General features: G+C 71.6%; 10 protein-coding genes and 1 pseudogene. 3 read left to right on the plus strand and 8 right to left on the minus strand.

What is annotated here, in order from left to right; all coding sequences use genetic code 11:
- The first annotated feature begins 379 nt into the window (after positions 1–379).
- Positions 380–2,638, plus strand: a complete 2,259-nt coding sequence (locus ABT232_RS34875; RefSeq protein ID WP_351847842.1) for an MMPL family transporter — start codon at positions 380–382, stop codon at positions 2,636–2,638.
- Positions 2,639–2,694: 56 nt separating this feature from the next.
- Here ABT232_RS34875 and mgt read toward each other — a convergent pair.
- From mgt to ABT232_RS34895, 4 genes and pseudogenes are all read right to left on the minus strand, one after another.
- A pseudogene (mgt, locus tag ABT232_RS34880) lies at positions 2,695–3,925 on the minus strand (macrolide-inactivating glycosyltransferase).
- Positions 3,926–3,967: 42 nt separating this feature from the next.
- Entirely contained in the window at positions 3,968–5,239 is a 1,272-nt protein-coding gene (locus ABT232_RS34885; protein ID WP_351847844.1) for an ABC transporter substrate-binding protein, read from the minus strand.
- Positions 5,239–6,072, minus strand: coding sequence for a carbohydrate ABC transporter permease (locus tag ABT232_RS34890; protein WP_351847846.1), 834 nt, complete (start codon positions 6,070–6,072; stop codon positions 5,239–5,241). The genes ABT232_RS34885 and ABT232_RS34890 overlap by 1 nt, the downstream gene beginning before the upstream one ends.
- A complete protein-coding gene (locus ABT232_RS34895; protein WP_351847849.1) occupies positions 6,069–7,004 on the minus strand; it encodes a carbohydrate ABC transporter permease in 936 nt (311 codons plus the stop codon). Before ABT232_RS34895 ends, ABT232_RS34890 begins: the two co-directional genes overlap by 4 nt.
- A 210-nt stretch (positions 7,005–7,214) precedes the next feature.
- Between ABT232_RS34895 and ABT232_RS34900 the strand changes: the two genes are divergently transcribed.
- Entirely contained in the window at positions 7,215–8,078 is an 864-nt protein-coding gene (locus ABT232_RS34900; RefSeq protein WP_351847851.1) for a phosphotransferase enzyme family protein, read from the plus strand.
- Positions 8,079–8,123: 45 nt separating this feature from the next.
- Here ABT232_RS34900 and ABT232_RS34905 read toward each other — a convergent pair whose 3' ends face one another.
- The 4 genes from ABT232_RS34905 to ABT232_RS34920 form a co-directional block, all read right to left on the minus strand.
- Entirely contained in the window at positions 8,124–8,846 is a 723-nt protein-coding gene (locus tag ABT232_RS34905) for a 3'-5' exonuclease (RefSeq protein ID WP_351847855.1), read from the minus strand.
- A gap of 141 nt (positions 8,847–8,987) precedes the next feature.
- Positions 8,988–10,235, minus strand: a complete 1,248-nt coding sequence (locus tag ABT232_RS34910) for a DUF5919 domain-containing protein (protein ID WP_351847858.1) — start codon at positions 10,233–10,235, stop codon at positions 8,988–8,990.
- A 102-nt stretch (positions 10,236–10,337) separates the two neighbouring features.
- Entirely contained in the window at positions 10,338–11,672 is a 1,335-nt protein-coding gene (locus ABT232_RS34915) for a copper amine oxidase (RefSeq protein WP_351847860.1), read from the minus strand.
- Between the two features lie 20 nt (positions 11,673–11,692).
- Positions 11,693–12,520, minus strand: a complete 828-nt coding sequence (locus ABT232_RS34920; protein WP_351847861.1) for a Tat pathway signal sequence domain protein — start codon at positions 12,518–12,520, stop codon at positions 11,693–11,695.
- A gap of 182 nt (positions 12,521–12,702) precedes the next feature.
- On the opposite strand from ABT232_RS34920, the gene glgX reads away from it, so the two are divergent.
- Positions 12,703–14,820 (plus strand): glycogen debranching protein GlgX, encoded by a 2,118-nt coding sequence (glgX, locus tag ABT232_RS34925; RefSeq protein WP_351847864.1) that lies wholly within the window; start codon positions 12,703–12,705, stop codon positions 14,818–14,820.
- The last annotated feature ends 7 nt before the right edge of the window (positions 14,821–14,827 follow it).

Raw genomic sequence — 14,827 nt, forward strand, 5'->3', positions numbered from 1 at the left:
ATCGCAAGGCGGAGGAGGGCGGCATGGCGGAGCCATGGCAACCGACGACAACGCGGCGAGGCGCGGTGCCAGACGCCGGGAGCCCGGCATGATCGACGAGACGCCCCCTAGGGCCTGCCCGGGTGCCGGACGGGCCTGTGCCGGTGAGCGGCCGGCGTGCCCGGCGGGGGGCCGCGTGTCCGGGTCGCACCCCTGGTCGTCCCGATAGATGTAAGGGGCCCGTGTCCTCCCTGGTGCGGAGAGGCGGGGGGCCGCGGGGATGATCCGGGGCCGCCGGGGTTCACCGGGCAGCACGACGAGACGGCTTTATCCAGCCCATAACTTCGTAGCGAAAGGTGGCGGCAGGGGGCTGTCACCGCTCACGAGGGGGCAGCCCGGCATGGGGACCGTCACGGGGAACGGGGAAACACGGGTGCGGGGGTTCGCCGCCCGCGCCGGCGGCTGGAGCGCCCGGCATCGCTGGGCGGCCGTCGGCATCTGGGTGCTGTTCGTCGTCCTGGCGATGGGGCTCGGCTCGGCCGCGGGCCGCGTCGACGTCAAGGACAGCGACCAGCTCAAGGGTGAGACGCACACCGCGGCGAAGATCATCGAGGACGCGGGGATCGAGGAACCGGCGAGCGAGACGGTCCTGGTCCAGTCGAAGGACGGCGGGCCGAAGGCGACCGACGCGGAGTTCCGCGCCGCCGTGGAGGCCGTGATGAAGGCGGTCGACGGCACCGGCCGGGTCACGGACGTCACCTCGCCGTACGACACCAGGACCATCTCGGCGGACGGGCGCAGCGCGCTGGTGCAGTTCGACATGCGCGGCGACTCGGACACCGCGGGCGAGCGGGTGGAGCCCGTGCTGAAGGCCGTCGAGGAGGTGCAGAAGGACCATGAGGCGCTGGTGATCGAGGAGATCGGCGGCGCCAGCATGATGAAGACGTTCGACGACGCGTTCGGCGACGACTTCAAGAAGGCGGAGTACTCCGCCGTGCCGGTCGCCCTCGGCATCCTGCTGATCGCCTTCGGCGCGCTGGTGGCGGCGCTGCTGCCGGTGGCGCTGGCGGTCACCGCGATCATGGCGACGATGGGTCTGATGGGCGTCGTCAGCCATGTGATGCCGATGAGCGACACGGCCAACTCGGTGATGCTGCTGGTCGGTCTGGCCGTCGGCGTCGACTACTGCCTGTTCTATCTGCGCCGCGAGCGTGAGGAGCGGGCCGCCGGCCGGGACGCGCAGACGGCTCTGCGGATCGCCGCGGCGACCAGTGGCCGCGCGATCGTCGTCTCCGGTGTCACGGTGTGCGTGGCGATGGCGGGCATGCTGTTCACCGGGCTCGCCGAGTTCGAGGCGATGGGCCTGGCGTCGCTGATGGTGGTGGCGGTCGCGATGGTCGGTTCGGTGACCGTGCTGCCGGCGCTGCTGTCGCTGCTGGGTGAGCGGGTGGAGAAGGGGCGGCTGCCGTTCCTGTCCCGCAGGCAGCGGAACGGCAACGGCGAGAGCCGGTTCTGGACCGCGGTGCTGAAGGGTGTGCTCGCCAGGCCCGTGGTGTCGGTGGTGGTGGCGACCGGTGCGCTGCTGGCGATCGCGGCTCCGGCGGTCGGGATGAAGACGCAGCAGCTGACCCTGGACCAGGAGTTCGGCGACTCGCTGCCCATCGTGCAGACGTACAACCGGGTCAACGAGGCCTTCCCGGGCGGTTCCGAGCCGGCCGAGGTGGTCGTGAAGGCCGACGACATCAACGCGCCGGAGGTGCGCGACGCGCTCGCCGACTTCCGTGCGCGGGCGGTGAGTTCGGGCGCCTCGCGCGGGCCGGTGGAGATCAAGCTGCACGACGAGCACGATGTCGCGTTCGTCTACGTCCCGTTGGTCGGCGGCTCCGATCTGGAGACGGCGGGCGCGAGCCTGGCGAAGCTGCGCGACGAGGTGCGGCCGGCCACGCTCGGCGAGGTCGACGGCGTCCAGGCGCCCATCACCGGGCAGGTGGCGGGTTCTGAGGACTTCAACGACCAGCTCGTCGGCTCCGTCGTCCCAGTCTTCGTGTTCGTCGTGGTCTTCGCCTTCCTGCTGATGCTGCTGTCGTTCCGCTCGCTGACCGTAGCGATCACGTCGATCGCGCTGAACCTGCTGTCGGTGGGCGCGGCCTACGGCATCCTGGTCGCCGTCTTCCAGCACGGCTGGGGTGCCTCGCTGGTGGGCGCGGAGGGCGTCGGCGCGATCGTCAGCTGGCTGCCGCTGTTCCTCTTCGTGATCCTGTTCGGACTGTCGATGGACTACCACGTGTTCGTGGTCTCGCGGATCCGCGAGGCGCGGCTGCGCGGCCGCACCACGAGGGACGCGATCGCGCACGGCGTGGTCACCACGGCCGGGGTCGTGACCAGCGCCGCGGTCATCATGGTCGCCGTGTTCGCGATCTTCGGGACGCTGTCGATGCAGTCCATGAAGCAGATGGGCGTCGGCCTCGCCGCGGCGGTGCTGATCGACGCCACGGTCATCCGGGGTGTGCTGCTGCCGGCGGTGATGGCGCTGCTCGGCGAACGCAACTGGTACCTGCCGAAGTGGCTGGACCGTATGCCCGACCTCACGCACGACGAGGCGCCGGAGGCCGTGACGCACCAGGCGCGGGACGGCGAGGGCGAGCGCGTGCCCGTCTGATCCCGCCTCGTCACGAGGGCCCGTCGGTCACCGGGGAACCGACGGGCCCTCGGCTGTCATGAGGGCAGTTCGGCCTCGATGAGGTCGGCCGCCCGGCGGGTACCGCCCTCCTCGGCCATCTCGGCCTGGATGTCCTTCAGCCGCCGGGCGACCTCGGGGTCGTCGACGAGGGCGAGGGCCGCCTCGCGCAGCGCCTCGGCGGTCGCCTCCTCGGTGGGCAGGTGCCGGGCGACGCCGGTCGCCTGGAGCATGTCGGCGTTGCCGAACTGGTCCACGGCCTGCGGTACGGCGATCATCGGGGTGGCGGTGGCCAGCCCTTCCTGGCTGCCGCCGGCGCCGGCATGGGTGACGAACAGGTCGGCCTGCCGGAGGATCGCCAGCTGCGGCACCCAGGAGCGCACGTCGACGTCGGCGGGCAGGTCGCCCAGTTCGGTGGGGTCCACGTGCCTGCCGATCTGGAGCACCAGGTGCCAGCCCGGCAGCTCGCCGAAGGCCTTGACGCACTCCCGGTAGAAGCCGGGCCGCTTGGTGAAGGCCGACCCGAGCGAGACCAGCACGACCTTCTCCGCGCCGGCGGGCCGCGTCCAGTCGCCCTCGGCGGCGCGGTCGCCCTGGCAGGCGCCGACGAAGGTGTGCACGGTCTCGTCGACGCGGTCGGCGTGCGGCTGGAGCGCCTTGGGGATGAGGACGAGGGAGCGGGCGGGGCGGCCGACGAACGAATCGGGGTGCTCGGTGATGCCGTTCTCCTCCAGCCAGGCGTGGAAGCGGGCGTAGTAGGCCTGTCCGCGCTCGGTCCGCTTCGGCTCGGCCCACATCGGTTCGGCGACCTCCTCCTCGTAGCCCTCCCAGGCGACGAGGTTCGGTGAGAGCGAGACGGCGGGGACGCCCCAGCGGTGGGCGAGGACGCGGGCCGGGTAGGAGGTGATGTCGTGCAGGACGAGGTCCGGTTCGTCGCCGTCGTAGGCCTCGATCAGCTGCGGCAGCGCCTGGATCGCGTCGGCGAGGAACGGTTCGACGTTGTCCAGCAGGGTGCTGCCCCAGGCCTCGGGGTCGGCGTCGGGGCCCGGCAGGGTGGAGTGCCACAGCTTGGGTTCGGCGCCGGTCTCGGCGACCTTCTCGGCGAACGCGGGCGGGATGGCGTAGGTGACCCGGTGTCCGCGTGCCACGAGTTCGCGGATCACTTCCAGGCTGGGGTTCACGTGTCCGTGGGCGGCGATGGAGAACATGGCGATGTGCGCGCGGCTGGTCATGCCCCCGACCGTAGACGAGACGATACGTCTCGTGCAACCTGAATGTGTCACCGTCCCGCCTGATGTCGTCCGGGAGCGGTCAGCGCTGGTAGCGGGCCAGGACCAGGTTTCCGTCCTCCTCCAGCCGTTCGCGCAGCTCGGCGAGGCCGATCGCGCCGCTGTAGTACTCCTGGAACGCGGGCGTGGCGACCTTGTCCTTCCACTCCGGGTAGCCGCGGACGGACTGCGCGGGCGCCGAGCGCAGGTGCGCGGCGAGGGCCGTGCCGGTCGCCCAGTCGTGCTCGGCGGTGTGCAGGGCCGGGTCCTTCAGCGCCTCGGTGCCGGTGGGCAGCATCCAGTCGCCGAGCGCCAGGCGCACCATGTTCTCCGGGCGCAGCAGGAAGTCGAGGAACGCGGCGGCCTCCTCCTTGTGCGGGCTGTCCTCGGCGATGGACAGCGTCTGCGGGCTGACGCCCTGGGCGAGGCCGTCGGCGCCGGCCGGGGCGGGCAGCACCTGCCAGTCGAAGCCCTCGGGGGCCTGCTGGGCGATCTGCTGGCGGTAGGAGAAGCCGAGCGGGACCATCGCGTACCGGCCGCCGAAGAAGCCGGGCAGGGTGTCGGAGCCGCCGCTGCCGAGCGTCGAACCGGACGCGCTGCCGTCGGTGTTGACCTGGTCGTGGATGGTGCGCGGGACCACCTCGTCACCGGCCTCGAACCGGACCGTGACCTTGCCGTCGGCACCCCGGTGGAACAGCTGCCCGCCCGCCGACAACGACAGGTTGAGGCTGGCCGAGACGGGTTCCTTCAGCGGCCAGGCGACCCCGTACCTCCCTTCGCCGGAGAGCTGCCGGGTGATCTCGCGGAACTCGGTCCAGCTCCAGGGGTCCTCGGGTGTCGGTATCCGTACGCCGGCCTCCTTCAGCCAGGTCGCGTTGGCGATCAGCACCCTCGGCTCCTGGAGGAACGGCACGCCGTAGACGCCGTCCCCGAAGGTCACCGTGTCCCAGGTGTGCGAGGGGATGTCGGACGTCAGCCGCTCGGGCAGCAGCTCCGTCAGGTCGGCGAGGTAGCCGCCGTAGGCGAAGTCCGCGAGGTCGTCGGAGGCGTCGTGGATGATGTCCGGGGCCTCGCCGCCCTCGAAGGAGGTCAGGAGCTGGTCGTGGACGCTGTCCCAGCTGCCCTGGACGTACTCCACGCGGATGTCCGGATGGGCGGCGTTCCACTCGGCGACGAGTTCCTTGTTGGCCTCGACGGACTCCTGCTGCCAGGCCAGGGACTGGAAGCGCAGGGTGACGGGTCCGTCCTCGGAGGTGCCGCCGCCGGTGCAGCCGGCGAGGAGGAGCAGCAGGACGACGATCCAGCGTGCGCGCATCAGCCCTTCACCGCCCCGGCGAGCATGCCGCCCGTGATCCGCCGCTGGATGACCGCGAAGACGACCAGGGACGGCAGGGTGGCGAGGAACGCGGCGGCGGCCAGCGGGCCGAGGTCGGCGACGCCCTCCGCGCCGATGAAGTGGGTCAGGATCACGGGCAGCGTCTGTTTCTCCGGGGACTTGAGCAGGACCAGGGCGAAGAAGAACTCGTTCCACGCGGTGATGAAGGCGAACAGCGCGGTCGCCACGATCCCCGGTGCCAGCAGCGGCGCGGTCACCGACACCAGGGTGCGCAGCCGTCCGGCCCCGTCGACCGCCGCCGCCTCCTCCAGCTCGGCCGGCACCGCGCGGACATAGCCGACGAGCATCCACAGCGCGAACGGCAGCGCCCACACCACGTAGACCGTCACGAGTCCCGGCAGGGAGTTGATCAGCCGCAGGTTCTTCAGCACCAGGAACAGCGGGATGATCACCAGCACGAACGGGAAGGCCTGGCTGACCACCACCCAGCCGGTCGCGGCCCGCGCGAGCCGGGTGCGGTGCCGTGCCATGACGTACGCCATCGGTGTGGCGATCAGGACCGCGACCACCGCCGCGCACACCGCCGCGAGCAGCGAGTTGCCGGCCGCCCGCAGCAGCGGCTGCTCGTCGAAGGCCTGCCGGAAGTTGTCCAGGGTGGGGTTCTCGGGGATCCAGGTGGGGTGCAGACTGCCCAGCTCGCGCGGCGGTTTGAAGGCGGTGGAGATCAGCCAGAGGAAGGGCAGGGCGAGGAAGAGCAGATACGCGAGCAGCGCCGCGTACTGCCCGATCCGGGCGCCGGTACGGGTCCTCACGCCTCGTCACCTCCCTTGAGCCGGCCGACCAGGAACAGGGCGAGCAGCACCGAGATCACCGCGACCATCACACAGCCCATGGCCGCCGCATAGCCGAACTGCCCGTAGCGGAAGGCCTCTTCGTAGGCGAAGAGCATGGGCAGACGGGTCCGTCCGCCGGGGCCTCCGTTGGTCAGCACATAGACCAGGGCGAAGGAGTTGAAGTTCCAGATGAAGTTGAGTGCGGTGATGGCGAGCGCCACCGGGCGCAGGGCGGGCCAGGTCACGGTGCGGAAGCGGCGCCAGGCGCCCGCGCCGTCGAGGGCGGCCGCCTCGTGCAGTTCGCGCGGCGTGTTCTGGAGGCCGGCGAGCAGGGCGACCGTGGTCTGCGGCATCCCGGCCCAGACACCGACCACGATCACGGCGGGCAGGGCGGTGCCGAGGCCGCTGAGCCAGTCGCGGCCGTCGCCGAGACCGAGGTCGCGCAGGGACTCGTTGAGGATGCCCGCGTCCGGGCTGTAGACCAGCCGCCACATGATGCCGACGACCACCTCGGGCATCGCCCACGGGACGATGGCGAGCGCGCGGGCGAGCCATCTCAGCCGCAGCTTCTGGTTGAGCAGCAGGGCGAGGCCGAGAGCCAGCAGGAACTGCGGCACGGTCACCCCGACCGCCCACACCAGGCCGATCCGGAACGACTCCCAGAACAGGGTGTCCTGCGCCAGGTCCCGGAAGTTGAGGCCGCCGATCCACCGGGTGGGCTCGGTCCGGCCCGACTGGGCGTCGGTGAAGGCCAGCAGGACGCCGTAGAGCAGCGGTCCGACGCTCAGCACCAGGATCGGGATCAGCGCGGGCAGCACCAGGAACCAGGCCCCGTGGTCACCGCCACGACGCCGGCGGCCCTGGCTCGGCGCGCCGTTCGCCGGGCGCCGCACCTCGGTCACCACGGTCACGTCATCGGCTCCTTCGCGCGGGTCGTGACGGTCTGGGCCCGGCGGGCCTCCGTCATGGTCGTGAAGGGGTGGTGCCCCGTCAAGGCACCGCGCACCCGGTCCGACCTGTGCGGATGCGAGACTGGCCGACGGGTGGCGGGAACCGGCCACCACGAGCGGCGGTGACGGGCGGCGACTCGACGGCTCGGCGACGGAATCCGGAGGCGGACGATGGACGAGGCACAGGCACGGGACGTACTGGCGGCGGCAGGCGTACTGCCCGGGCCGGCCGGGGACGCCCGGCTGCTCGCGCTGGGCGAGAACGCCGTGTTCGCCTCCGGTGACCTGGTCGTCAAGGTGGGCCGCGACGCCGAACTGCTGGACCGGGCGCGCCGCGAGCTGGACATCGCGGGGTGGCTGGAGGAGGCCGGTGTCCCGGCGGTGCGGGCGGCCGAGCCGAAGGCGCTGCTCGTCGAGGGGCATCCGGTGACGGTGTGGCACCGGTTGCCCGATGCCGTGCGGCCCGCCGAGCCGCGGGATCTGGCCGAACTGCTACGGGTCGTCCACGCACTGCCCTCCCCCTCCTTCGCGCTGCCGCCCCGCGAGCTGCTGGGCGGGGTGGAACGCTGGCTGCGCCTCGCCGGCGAGGCGGTCGACCCGGCGGACGCGGCGTACTTGCGCGAGCGGCGGGACGGCTTCGCGGCGGCCGCGGCCGCGCTGGTCCCGCAGCTGCCGCCGGGTCCGATCCACGGCGACGCGCTGCCCCGCAATGTGCACATCGGGCCGGACGGGCCGGTGCTGGTGGACCTGGAGACCTTCTCGGCGGATCTGCGCGAGCACGACCTGGTGGTCATGGCCCTCTCCCGCGATCGCTACGGCCTGCCCGCCGAGGCGTACGACGCCTTCACCGGGGCCTACGGCTGGGATGTCCGCGACTGGGAGGGCTGTTCCGTGCTGCGCGGCGCCCGCGAGACGGCCAGTTGCGCCTGGGTGGCCCAGCACGCCCCGAGCAATCCGCGGGCGTTGGCCGAGTTCGAGCGCCGGGTGGCGTCGCTGCGGGACGGGGACGAGACGGTGCGCTGGTATCCCTTCTGAGCCGGTGTGTGGCCGGCCGGGGGCCGCGCCTGTCGGGCCGGCCCGTCAGACCTGTGCGTCGGCGTGCGCGCGCACCGGCCAGACGCCGTTCACCACCGCGTCCGTCTCGCCCTTGCGGCGCAGGAAGTCCTGGAAGTCCGCCGCCCACTCGGCGTACCACTCGATCTGGCGGCGGTGCAGTTCCGCCGGGCCGAGGGACGCGATCTTGGGGTGGCGGCCGGCTATCGCGCAGGCCAGTCGGGCGGCGGCGAGGGCGTCGGCGGAGGCGTCGTGCGCGGAGTCGAGGGTGATGCCGTACTCCCGGCAGACCGCTTCCAGGGTGCGCTTGCCGCGGCGGTAGCGGTCGGCCCGGCGGTCGATGGTGTAGGGGTCGACGACCGGGGCCGGGTCCTGGCCGCCGAGGCGGTCGCGCAGCGACGGCAGGCCGTGCCGCCGCAGTTCGGCGGCGAGCAGGGTGAGGTCGAACGAGGCGTTGTAGGCGACGACCGGGACGCCCGCCTTCCAGTACCCGGTGAGCACGTCCGCGACGGCGTCGGCCACCTGGTCGGCCGGCCGGCCCTCGGCGGTCGCGCGTTCGTTGCTGATGCCGTGCACGGCGACCGCGTCCGCCGGGATCTCGACGCCCGGGTCCGCGAGCCACTCCTTGCGGCCGAGGGGCTGTCCGTCCCTGACCTCGATCACTGCGGCGGTGACGATGCGCGCCTCGTGGGGATCCGTCCCCGTCGTCTCCAGGTCGAAGCCGATCAGCAGCTCCCGGTGCCAGCCCATGGGCGGTCCCCCTCCTTGGTGGTGCTTTCCCCCAGTGATCTCCACCATCGCATGCGCCACTGACAATCGGGGGATCGCCTTCCGCTTACCGGGGTTCCACCGCTCCGCACTCCCTACGCGTAACCCTCCACTGACGGCATTTCACGACACAGGGCGCGAATCCGCCCAAGCCGTCTCGAACTCCTCGCGGTAGGTGGGGAAGAGCCCGCCGTCCAGCGCCCCGTCCGAGGCGTCCGGTCTGACCACCCGGCTGCCGTTGCGCAGCACCAGCACCGGCGCCTCCATCCCGCGGGTCCGCCGCAGATAGGACTGGATGACCGCGATGCCGTCGGAGCCGTCGCCGTCGACCAGGTAGGCGGTGAAGCGCGGGGTCTCGTCGAAGACCTGGATCTCGAAGGCGCCCGGGTCCCGCAGCCGGGCCCGCACCCGGCGCATGTGCAGGATGTTCATCTCCACGGCCCGGCTCAGCTCGCCGCGCTTGATGCCCAGCTCGCGCTCGCGCCGCTTCACCGCGCTGGAGGCCGGGTTGAGGAACAGCAGCCGCACCCGGCAGCCGGCCTCGGCGAGGCGGACCAGCCGCCGCCCGGAGAAGTTCTGCACGAGCAGGTTGAGGCCGATGCCGATGGCGTCCAGGCGACGAGCGCCGCCGAAGATGTCCTCGGCCGGGAACTGGCGCAGCAGCCGCACCCGGTCCGGGTGCACCGCGACCACGTCCGCGTACCGGTCGCCGACCAGGTCCTCGACCGCGTCGACGGGCAGCCGGCGCGCGGACGGCACGTCGCCGCCCGCGCCCAGGATCTCCAGCAGCCGGGCCGAGGCCCGCTCGGCCTGGTTCAGCACCGCCTCGGACAGGGCCCGGTTGCGGGAGACGACGTTGCGGGTGACCTCCAGCTCGTCCAGGGCGAGTTCGACGTCCCGGCGCTCGTCGACGTACGGCTCGAAGCAGGGCCAGTGCTGCACCATCAGCTCGCGCAGCTGGGGCAGGGTGAGGAAGCTGAGGACGTTGTCGTCGGCGGGGTCGAGCAGATAGCCCTTGCGGCGGCTGACCTCGCGGACCGCGACCGCGCGCTGCACCCACTCCTGGCCGGCCGGCCCGGCGGCGGCGACCACCCATTCGTCGCCGTGCACGGGCTCGTAGATGGGGCGCAGGACGGCGGCGACGACCGCGCGCAGCCGCTGTTCGACGAGGTTCAGCCAGATGTAGGCCCGGCCGGCTCGCTGGGCGCGGGTGCGCACCTCGCGCCAGGCGTCGGCGTCCCAGTCCAGCTCCGGGCCGATGGAGTGCGGCTCCATCGGCCTGGCCAGGGACACCGTGCCGGGCGGGACGTCTGTGGAGTTCCCCTCGTGACCCTCGTCACCTGGGGGCAACTCCAGGCCTCCCGAGCCCACCCGCGCACCGCCTTCCGCTCCCCCGAGCACTCCCCGTCCCAACGATCAAGGAAGGGTACTCCGGGAGCGGTGGGCGGTGCAGCCGGATGCACAGGTCCTTTCTCAACTTCCCCGTTCCACATGCCCGTTCTGGTCGGCCAGCTCCTTCGGAGTGAGCGGATTCATAGCGGTGACATCGCGCGGGGCGATGGAGAATCCCTGCCAGTGGACCGGCATCGGCTGCTGGTCCTCGTCGCGGGCGACGTGGTGGAAGCCGATGTTCATCCAGACCACGGGCCGGGTCAGCGGCTGCCCGTCGACCCACTTGTCGACGGACCGGCCGGCACCGGCGCCGCACTGGTGCGGGTTGTCGCTGGCGTACTGCTCGCACTTCTTGTACTCGGTGAAGTACACGTCGTGCTTGGTGAAGGCGCGGCCCGGGTAGGTGGCGCTCGGTCCGGGGACGAGTTCGTAGGACCGCGGGTGCCCGTCCTTGTTCTTGCCGGCCGTGCTGACCACGCGCCACCAGCGCATGTTCCGCGCGTCGCCCGCCAGTTCCTTGGTGACCGCGGTGCGGGTGGTCTTGTTGGACGGCGCCGGGCGGCCCTGGGCGGGCGGGCTGACCTTCGAGTCGTACTGCTCGATCTTCGTCCTGGAGGAGCCGTCGAGGCCGAAGTTGAGCCGCCAGAAGACGTTGTGGTTGTGGCTCGTCGCCTTGTCCTTGGCGCCCTTGCCGATCGGCCAGCCGCGGCCGTCACCGGCGTCGTAGTCATCGGGCGAGAGACTGCCGGTGGCACCGACGTTCACGGTGATCGTGCCGTCGTCGGAGAAGCGCCACTCGGAGATGTATTCGTACCAGTCGACCTTGTTGACGCTGTAGACGAGCAGATCCTTGCCCTGCGCCTGGTACGACTTGACGCCCATGTCGGCCTGGAGGCGGTAGGCGTGGCCTCGGGAGCGGGTGGTGGTGCACAGGCCCTTGACGTTCGGCGTCTCGGAGTAGGAGGCCTCCGGCACCTTGACGGTCCGGATGGTGCCGCCGGGACACTCGCCGGGCGCCAGGTTCACCAGTCCGTCGCCGAAGTAGTAGTCCGTCAGGTCGTTGAACTCGTTGCCGCCGTCGTCGTACGGCACGTGGATCTGGGCGAGCTTGGCGCTGTTGAGGACCTTGATCGGGCGGGGCTCGCCGGGCGGCTGATAGGAGACGTCCTCCAGGACGATCCCGGCCCGGCTCTCGTGGCGCCAGCACATCCGCCAGGTGGTGCCGGAGGCGAGCTTCTGTTCGATCCGGTAGGCGGTGCCGCAGTCGGCGGCGGGCGGCGCGGGGGCCGCGGCCGGACGGTCGGCGGGCCGGGCGGCGGCGGGTCCGGCGCCGGCCGCGGCTCCCGCGGCCAGCGCGGCCACCGTGAGCCCCACGGCCGTCCGCCGGCGGGCACGGCTGATTCTGTCGACACGCATGAGGTGGAAGGCTCCTTGGGTCAGCCGCGGTCGAGGGCGGCGATCTCGCGAGTGCTCAGGTCGATCACCAGGTGCCCGGCGTCGATCCACGGGCCGTTCTCGACCTTCGGGTACAGCCGCGCGCAGCGGTGCTCCCCGCACTTGTCGAGCACGGCGGGCTGGGCGCCCGGGACGGCCTTGTAGACCATGGCGTGCAACTGGAGCTGGTCCGGGGAGGTGAGCTCGCGGTCGGTGGCGTCCAGGTAGTCCGCCTTCAGGCCGGCGCCCAGCGGGTCGGCGATCAGCAACCGGGCCGCCTCGGACTGCTCGGCACGGCTCAGCGGCGGCTGCACGCCCCGCTGGGTGGTGGTCCGCTCCACCTCGCCGGTCTCCAGGTTCACCGTCCTGGTGACGAGGGTGTCGTCCTTGTAGTCGTAGAACGTCACCTCGGCGCGCCGGGGCGCGGCCGGGTCGTCCAGCTCCTCGGCCTCCGGCTCGGCGAGGTCGAGGCCGACGCGCTGCGGGCCGCGGTCGCCCTCGACGTCCTCGCTCGTGCGGAGCAGCTGCCGGCTGAGCGCGATCCGTTCGACCCGCTCGGCCTCGTCGTCGGTGAGCGGGTCCCGGCCGGTGCCGCGCTCGCCCTCGGCGGGCGCCTCCTCGACGACGCCCGGCTCCACCGCGGCCCGCCCGTCCCGGCCCGCGTCCCGGGCCCCGGCCGGCTGTCCGGCCGTACGGCCGGAGGCACCGGGCGTGTCGTCCGCCCCCGCCGTGCCCGGCAGGGTGATCCCCACCATCAGAGCGGTCCCCGCGACCGCGACGGCCGTACCGGCCACCATCTTGCCCAGATGGCGGCGCACTGTCTGGCGCATATCTTCCCCCTACTCCCCCGTTCCGCATGGGAGTACGTCATTCGCCCCGCTGATTCGGCACACCGGGTATGCACTGGTCGCCCGGTAAGAGGGAAGGAGGGCTGAGGAGGTTCCCGCACTTTCGGGGAGACTCGGGGCCAAGGCGCCCCCGGCGACGAGGCACACCTGGAAGAGTCGTATCCATGCAGGTCTGGCCTGGAGAGGCGTATCCACTCGGCGCCACGTACGACGGCGCCGGCACGAACTTCGCGGTCTTCACGGAGGCCGCGGACCGAGTAGAGCTGTGTCTGCTGCACGACGACGGCTCGGAGACGGCGGTGGAACTACGGGAGAGTGACGCTTTCGTGCGGCACGCGTACCTGCCGGGCGTGATGCCCGGCCAGCGGTACGGCTACCGCGTGCACGGCCCGTACGCCCCGGAGCGCGGGCTGCGCTGCAACTCGGCGAAGCTGCTCCTCGACCCGTACGCGCGTGCGATCAGCGGGGCGGTCGACTGGGGCGAGGAGGTGTACGGCTACCACTTCGGCGACCCCGACCGGCGCAACGACCTGGACTCCGCCCCGCACACCATGACGTCCGTCGTGGTGAACCCCTACTTCGACTGGGGCGACGACCGGCGCCCGCGCACCGAGTACCACAAGACGGTGATCTACGAGGCCCACGTGAAGGGCCTGACCATGCGCCACCCGGGGCTGCCGGAGGAACTGCGGGGCACCTACGCCGCGCTGGCCCATCCGGCGATCATCGAACACCTCACCGAACTGGGCGTCACCACACTCGAACTCATGCCCGTACACCAGTTCGTGAACGATCACCGTCTGGTGGACATGGGCCTCAACAACTACTGGGGCTACAACACGATCGGCTTCTTCGCCCCGCACAACGCGTACGCCTCCTGGGGCGACCGCGGACAGCAGGTGCTGGAGTTCAAGTCGGCGGTGCGCGCGCTGCACGAGGCGGGCATCGAGGTCATCCTGGACGTGGTCTACAACCACACCGCCGAGGGCAACCACCTGGGGCCGACGCTGTCCTTCCGGGGCCTGGACAACCCGCAGTACTACCGGCTCGCGGACGACCCGCGGTACTACATGGACACCACGGGCACCGGCAACAGCCTGCTGATGCGCTCCCCGCACGTGCTCCAGCTGATCATGGACTCGTTGCGGTACTGGGTGACCGAGATGCATGTCGACGGCTTCCGCTTCGACCTCGCCGCCACCCTCGCCCGGCAGTTCCACGAGGTGGACCGGCTGTCGTCCTTCTTCGACCTGGTGCAGCAGGACCCGGTGGTGTCCCAGGTGAAGCTGATCGCCGAGCCGTGGGACGTCGGCGAGGGCGGCTACCAAGTGGGCAACTTCCCGCCGCTGTGGACCGAGTGGAACGGCAAGTACCGGGACACCGTGCGGGACCTGTGGCGGGGCGAGCCGCGCGCGCTCGCCGAGTTCGCCTCCCGGCTCACCGGCTCGTCCGACCTCTACCAGGACGACGGGCGGCGCCCGCTCGCCTCCATCAACTTCGTCACCTGCCACGACGGCTTCACCCTGCACGACCTGGTCTCCTACAACGACAAGCACAACGAGGCCAACGGCGAGGACAACCGCGACGGCGAGAGCCACAACCGGTCCTGGAACTGCGGGGTGGAGGGCGAGACCGACGACCCGGAGGTGCTGGAGCTGCGGGCGCGGCAGATGCGGAACTTCATCGCGACGCTGATGCTGTCCCAGGGCGTGCCGATGATCAGCCACGGCGACGAGGTCGCGCGCACCCAGCGCGGCAACAACAACGCCTACTGCCAGGACAGCGAGATCTCCTGGGTGGAGTGGCCGGACGGCGAGGGGCTCGGCCGGGAGATGCTGGAGTTCACCCGGGCGATGGTGTGGCTGCGCAAGGACCACCCCGTCTTCCGGCGGCGGCGCTTCTTCCACGGCCGGCCGGTGGAGGGCACGCACGACGAGCTGTCCGACATCGCCTGGTTCACTCCGGAGGGCCACGAGATGGCCCAGCAGGACTGGGAGTCGACGCAGGCCTCGGCTCTGACGGTGTTCCTCAACGGCAACGCCATCTCCGAGCCCGGTCCGCGCGGGGAGCGGATCGCCGACGACTCCTTCCTGCTGATGTTCAACGCCGCCCCCAAGCCGCTGGACTTCGTGGTTCCCGTCAATCACGGCCGCCAGTGGCAGGTCGTCGTCGACACCGCCCGCCCGGACGGCGTACCACCGGGCACCGGCGCCAAGGTGGCGGCCGGCGAGCGACTGCGACTGCCGGAACGGAGCATGACAGTGCTGCAGCGGCCTACGTAAGTGCCTG

Origin of the sequence: Streptomyces sp. NPDC001532, assembly GCF_040298625.1 — a bacterium.
Lineage (GTDB): Bacteria > Actinomycetota > Actinomycetes > Streptomycetales > Streptomycetaceae > Streptomyces.

Excerpts from the sequence above, each read along its gene's own strand:
- ABT232_RS34915 (WP_351847860.1), bottom strand. The coding sequence starts at position 11,672 with ATGCGTGTCGACAGAATCAGCCGTGCCCGCCGGCGGACGGCCGTGGGG.
- ABT232_RS34885 (WP_351847844.1), bottom strand. The coding sequence starts at position 5,239 with ATGCGCGCACGCTGGATCGTCGTCCTGCTGCTCCTCCTCGCCGGCTGC.
- ABT232_RS34900 (WP_351847851.1), top strand. The coding sequence starts at position 7,215 with ATGGACGAGGCACAGGCACGGGACGTACTGGCGGCGGCAGGCGTACTG.
- ABT232_RS34920 (WP_351847861.1), bottom strand. The coding sequence starts at position 12,520 with ATGCGCCAGACAGTGCGCCGCCATCTGGGCAAGATGGTGGCCGGTACG.
- ABT232_RS34875 (WP_351847842.1), top strand. The coding sequence starts at position 380 with ATGGGGACCGTCACGGGGAACGGGGAAACACGGGTGCGGGGGTTCGCC.
- ABT232_RS34905 (WP_351847855.1), bottom strand. The coding sequence starts at position 8,846 with ATGGGCTGGCACCGGGAGCTGCTGATCGGCTTCGACCTGGAGACGACG.
- glgX (WP_351847864.1), top strand. The coding sequence starts at position 12,703 with ATGCAGGTCTGGCCTGGAGAGGCGTATCCACTCGGCGCCACGTACGAC.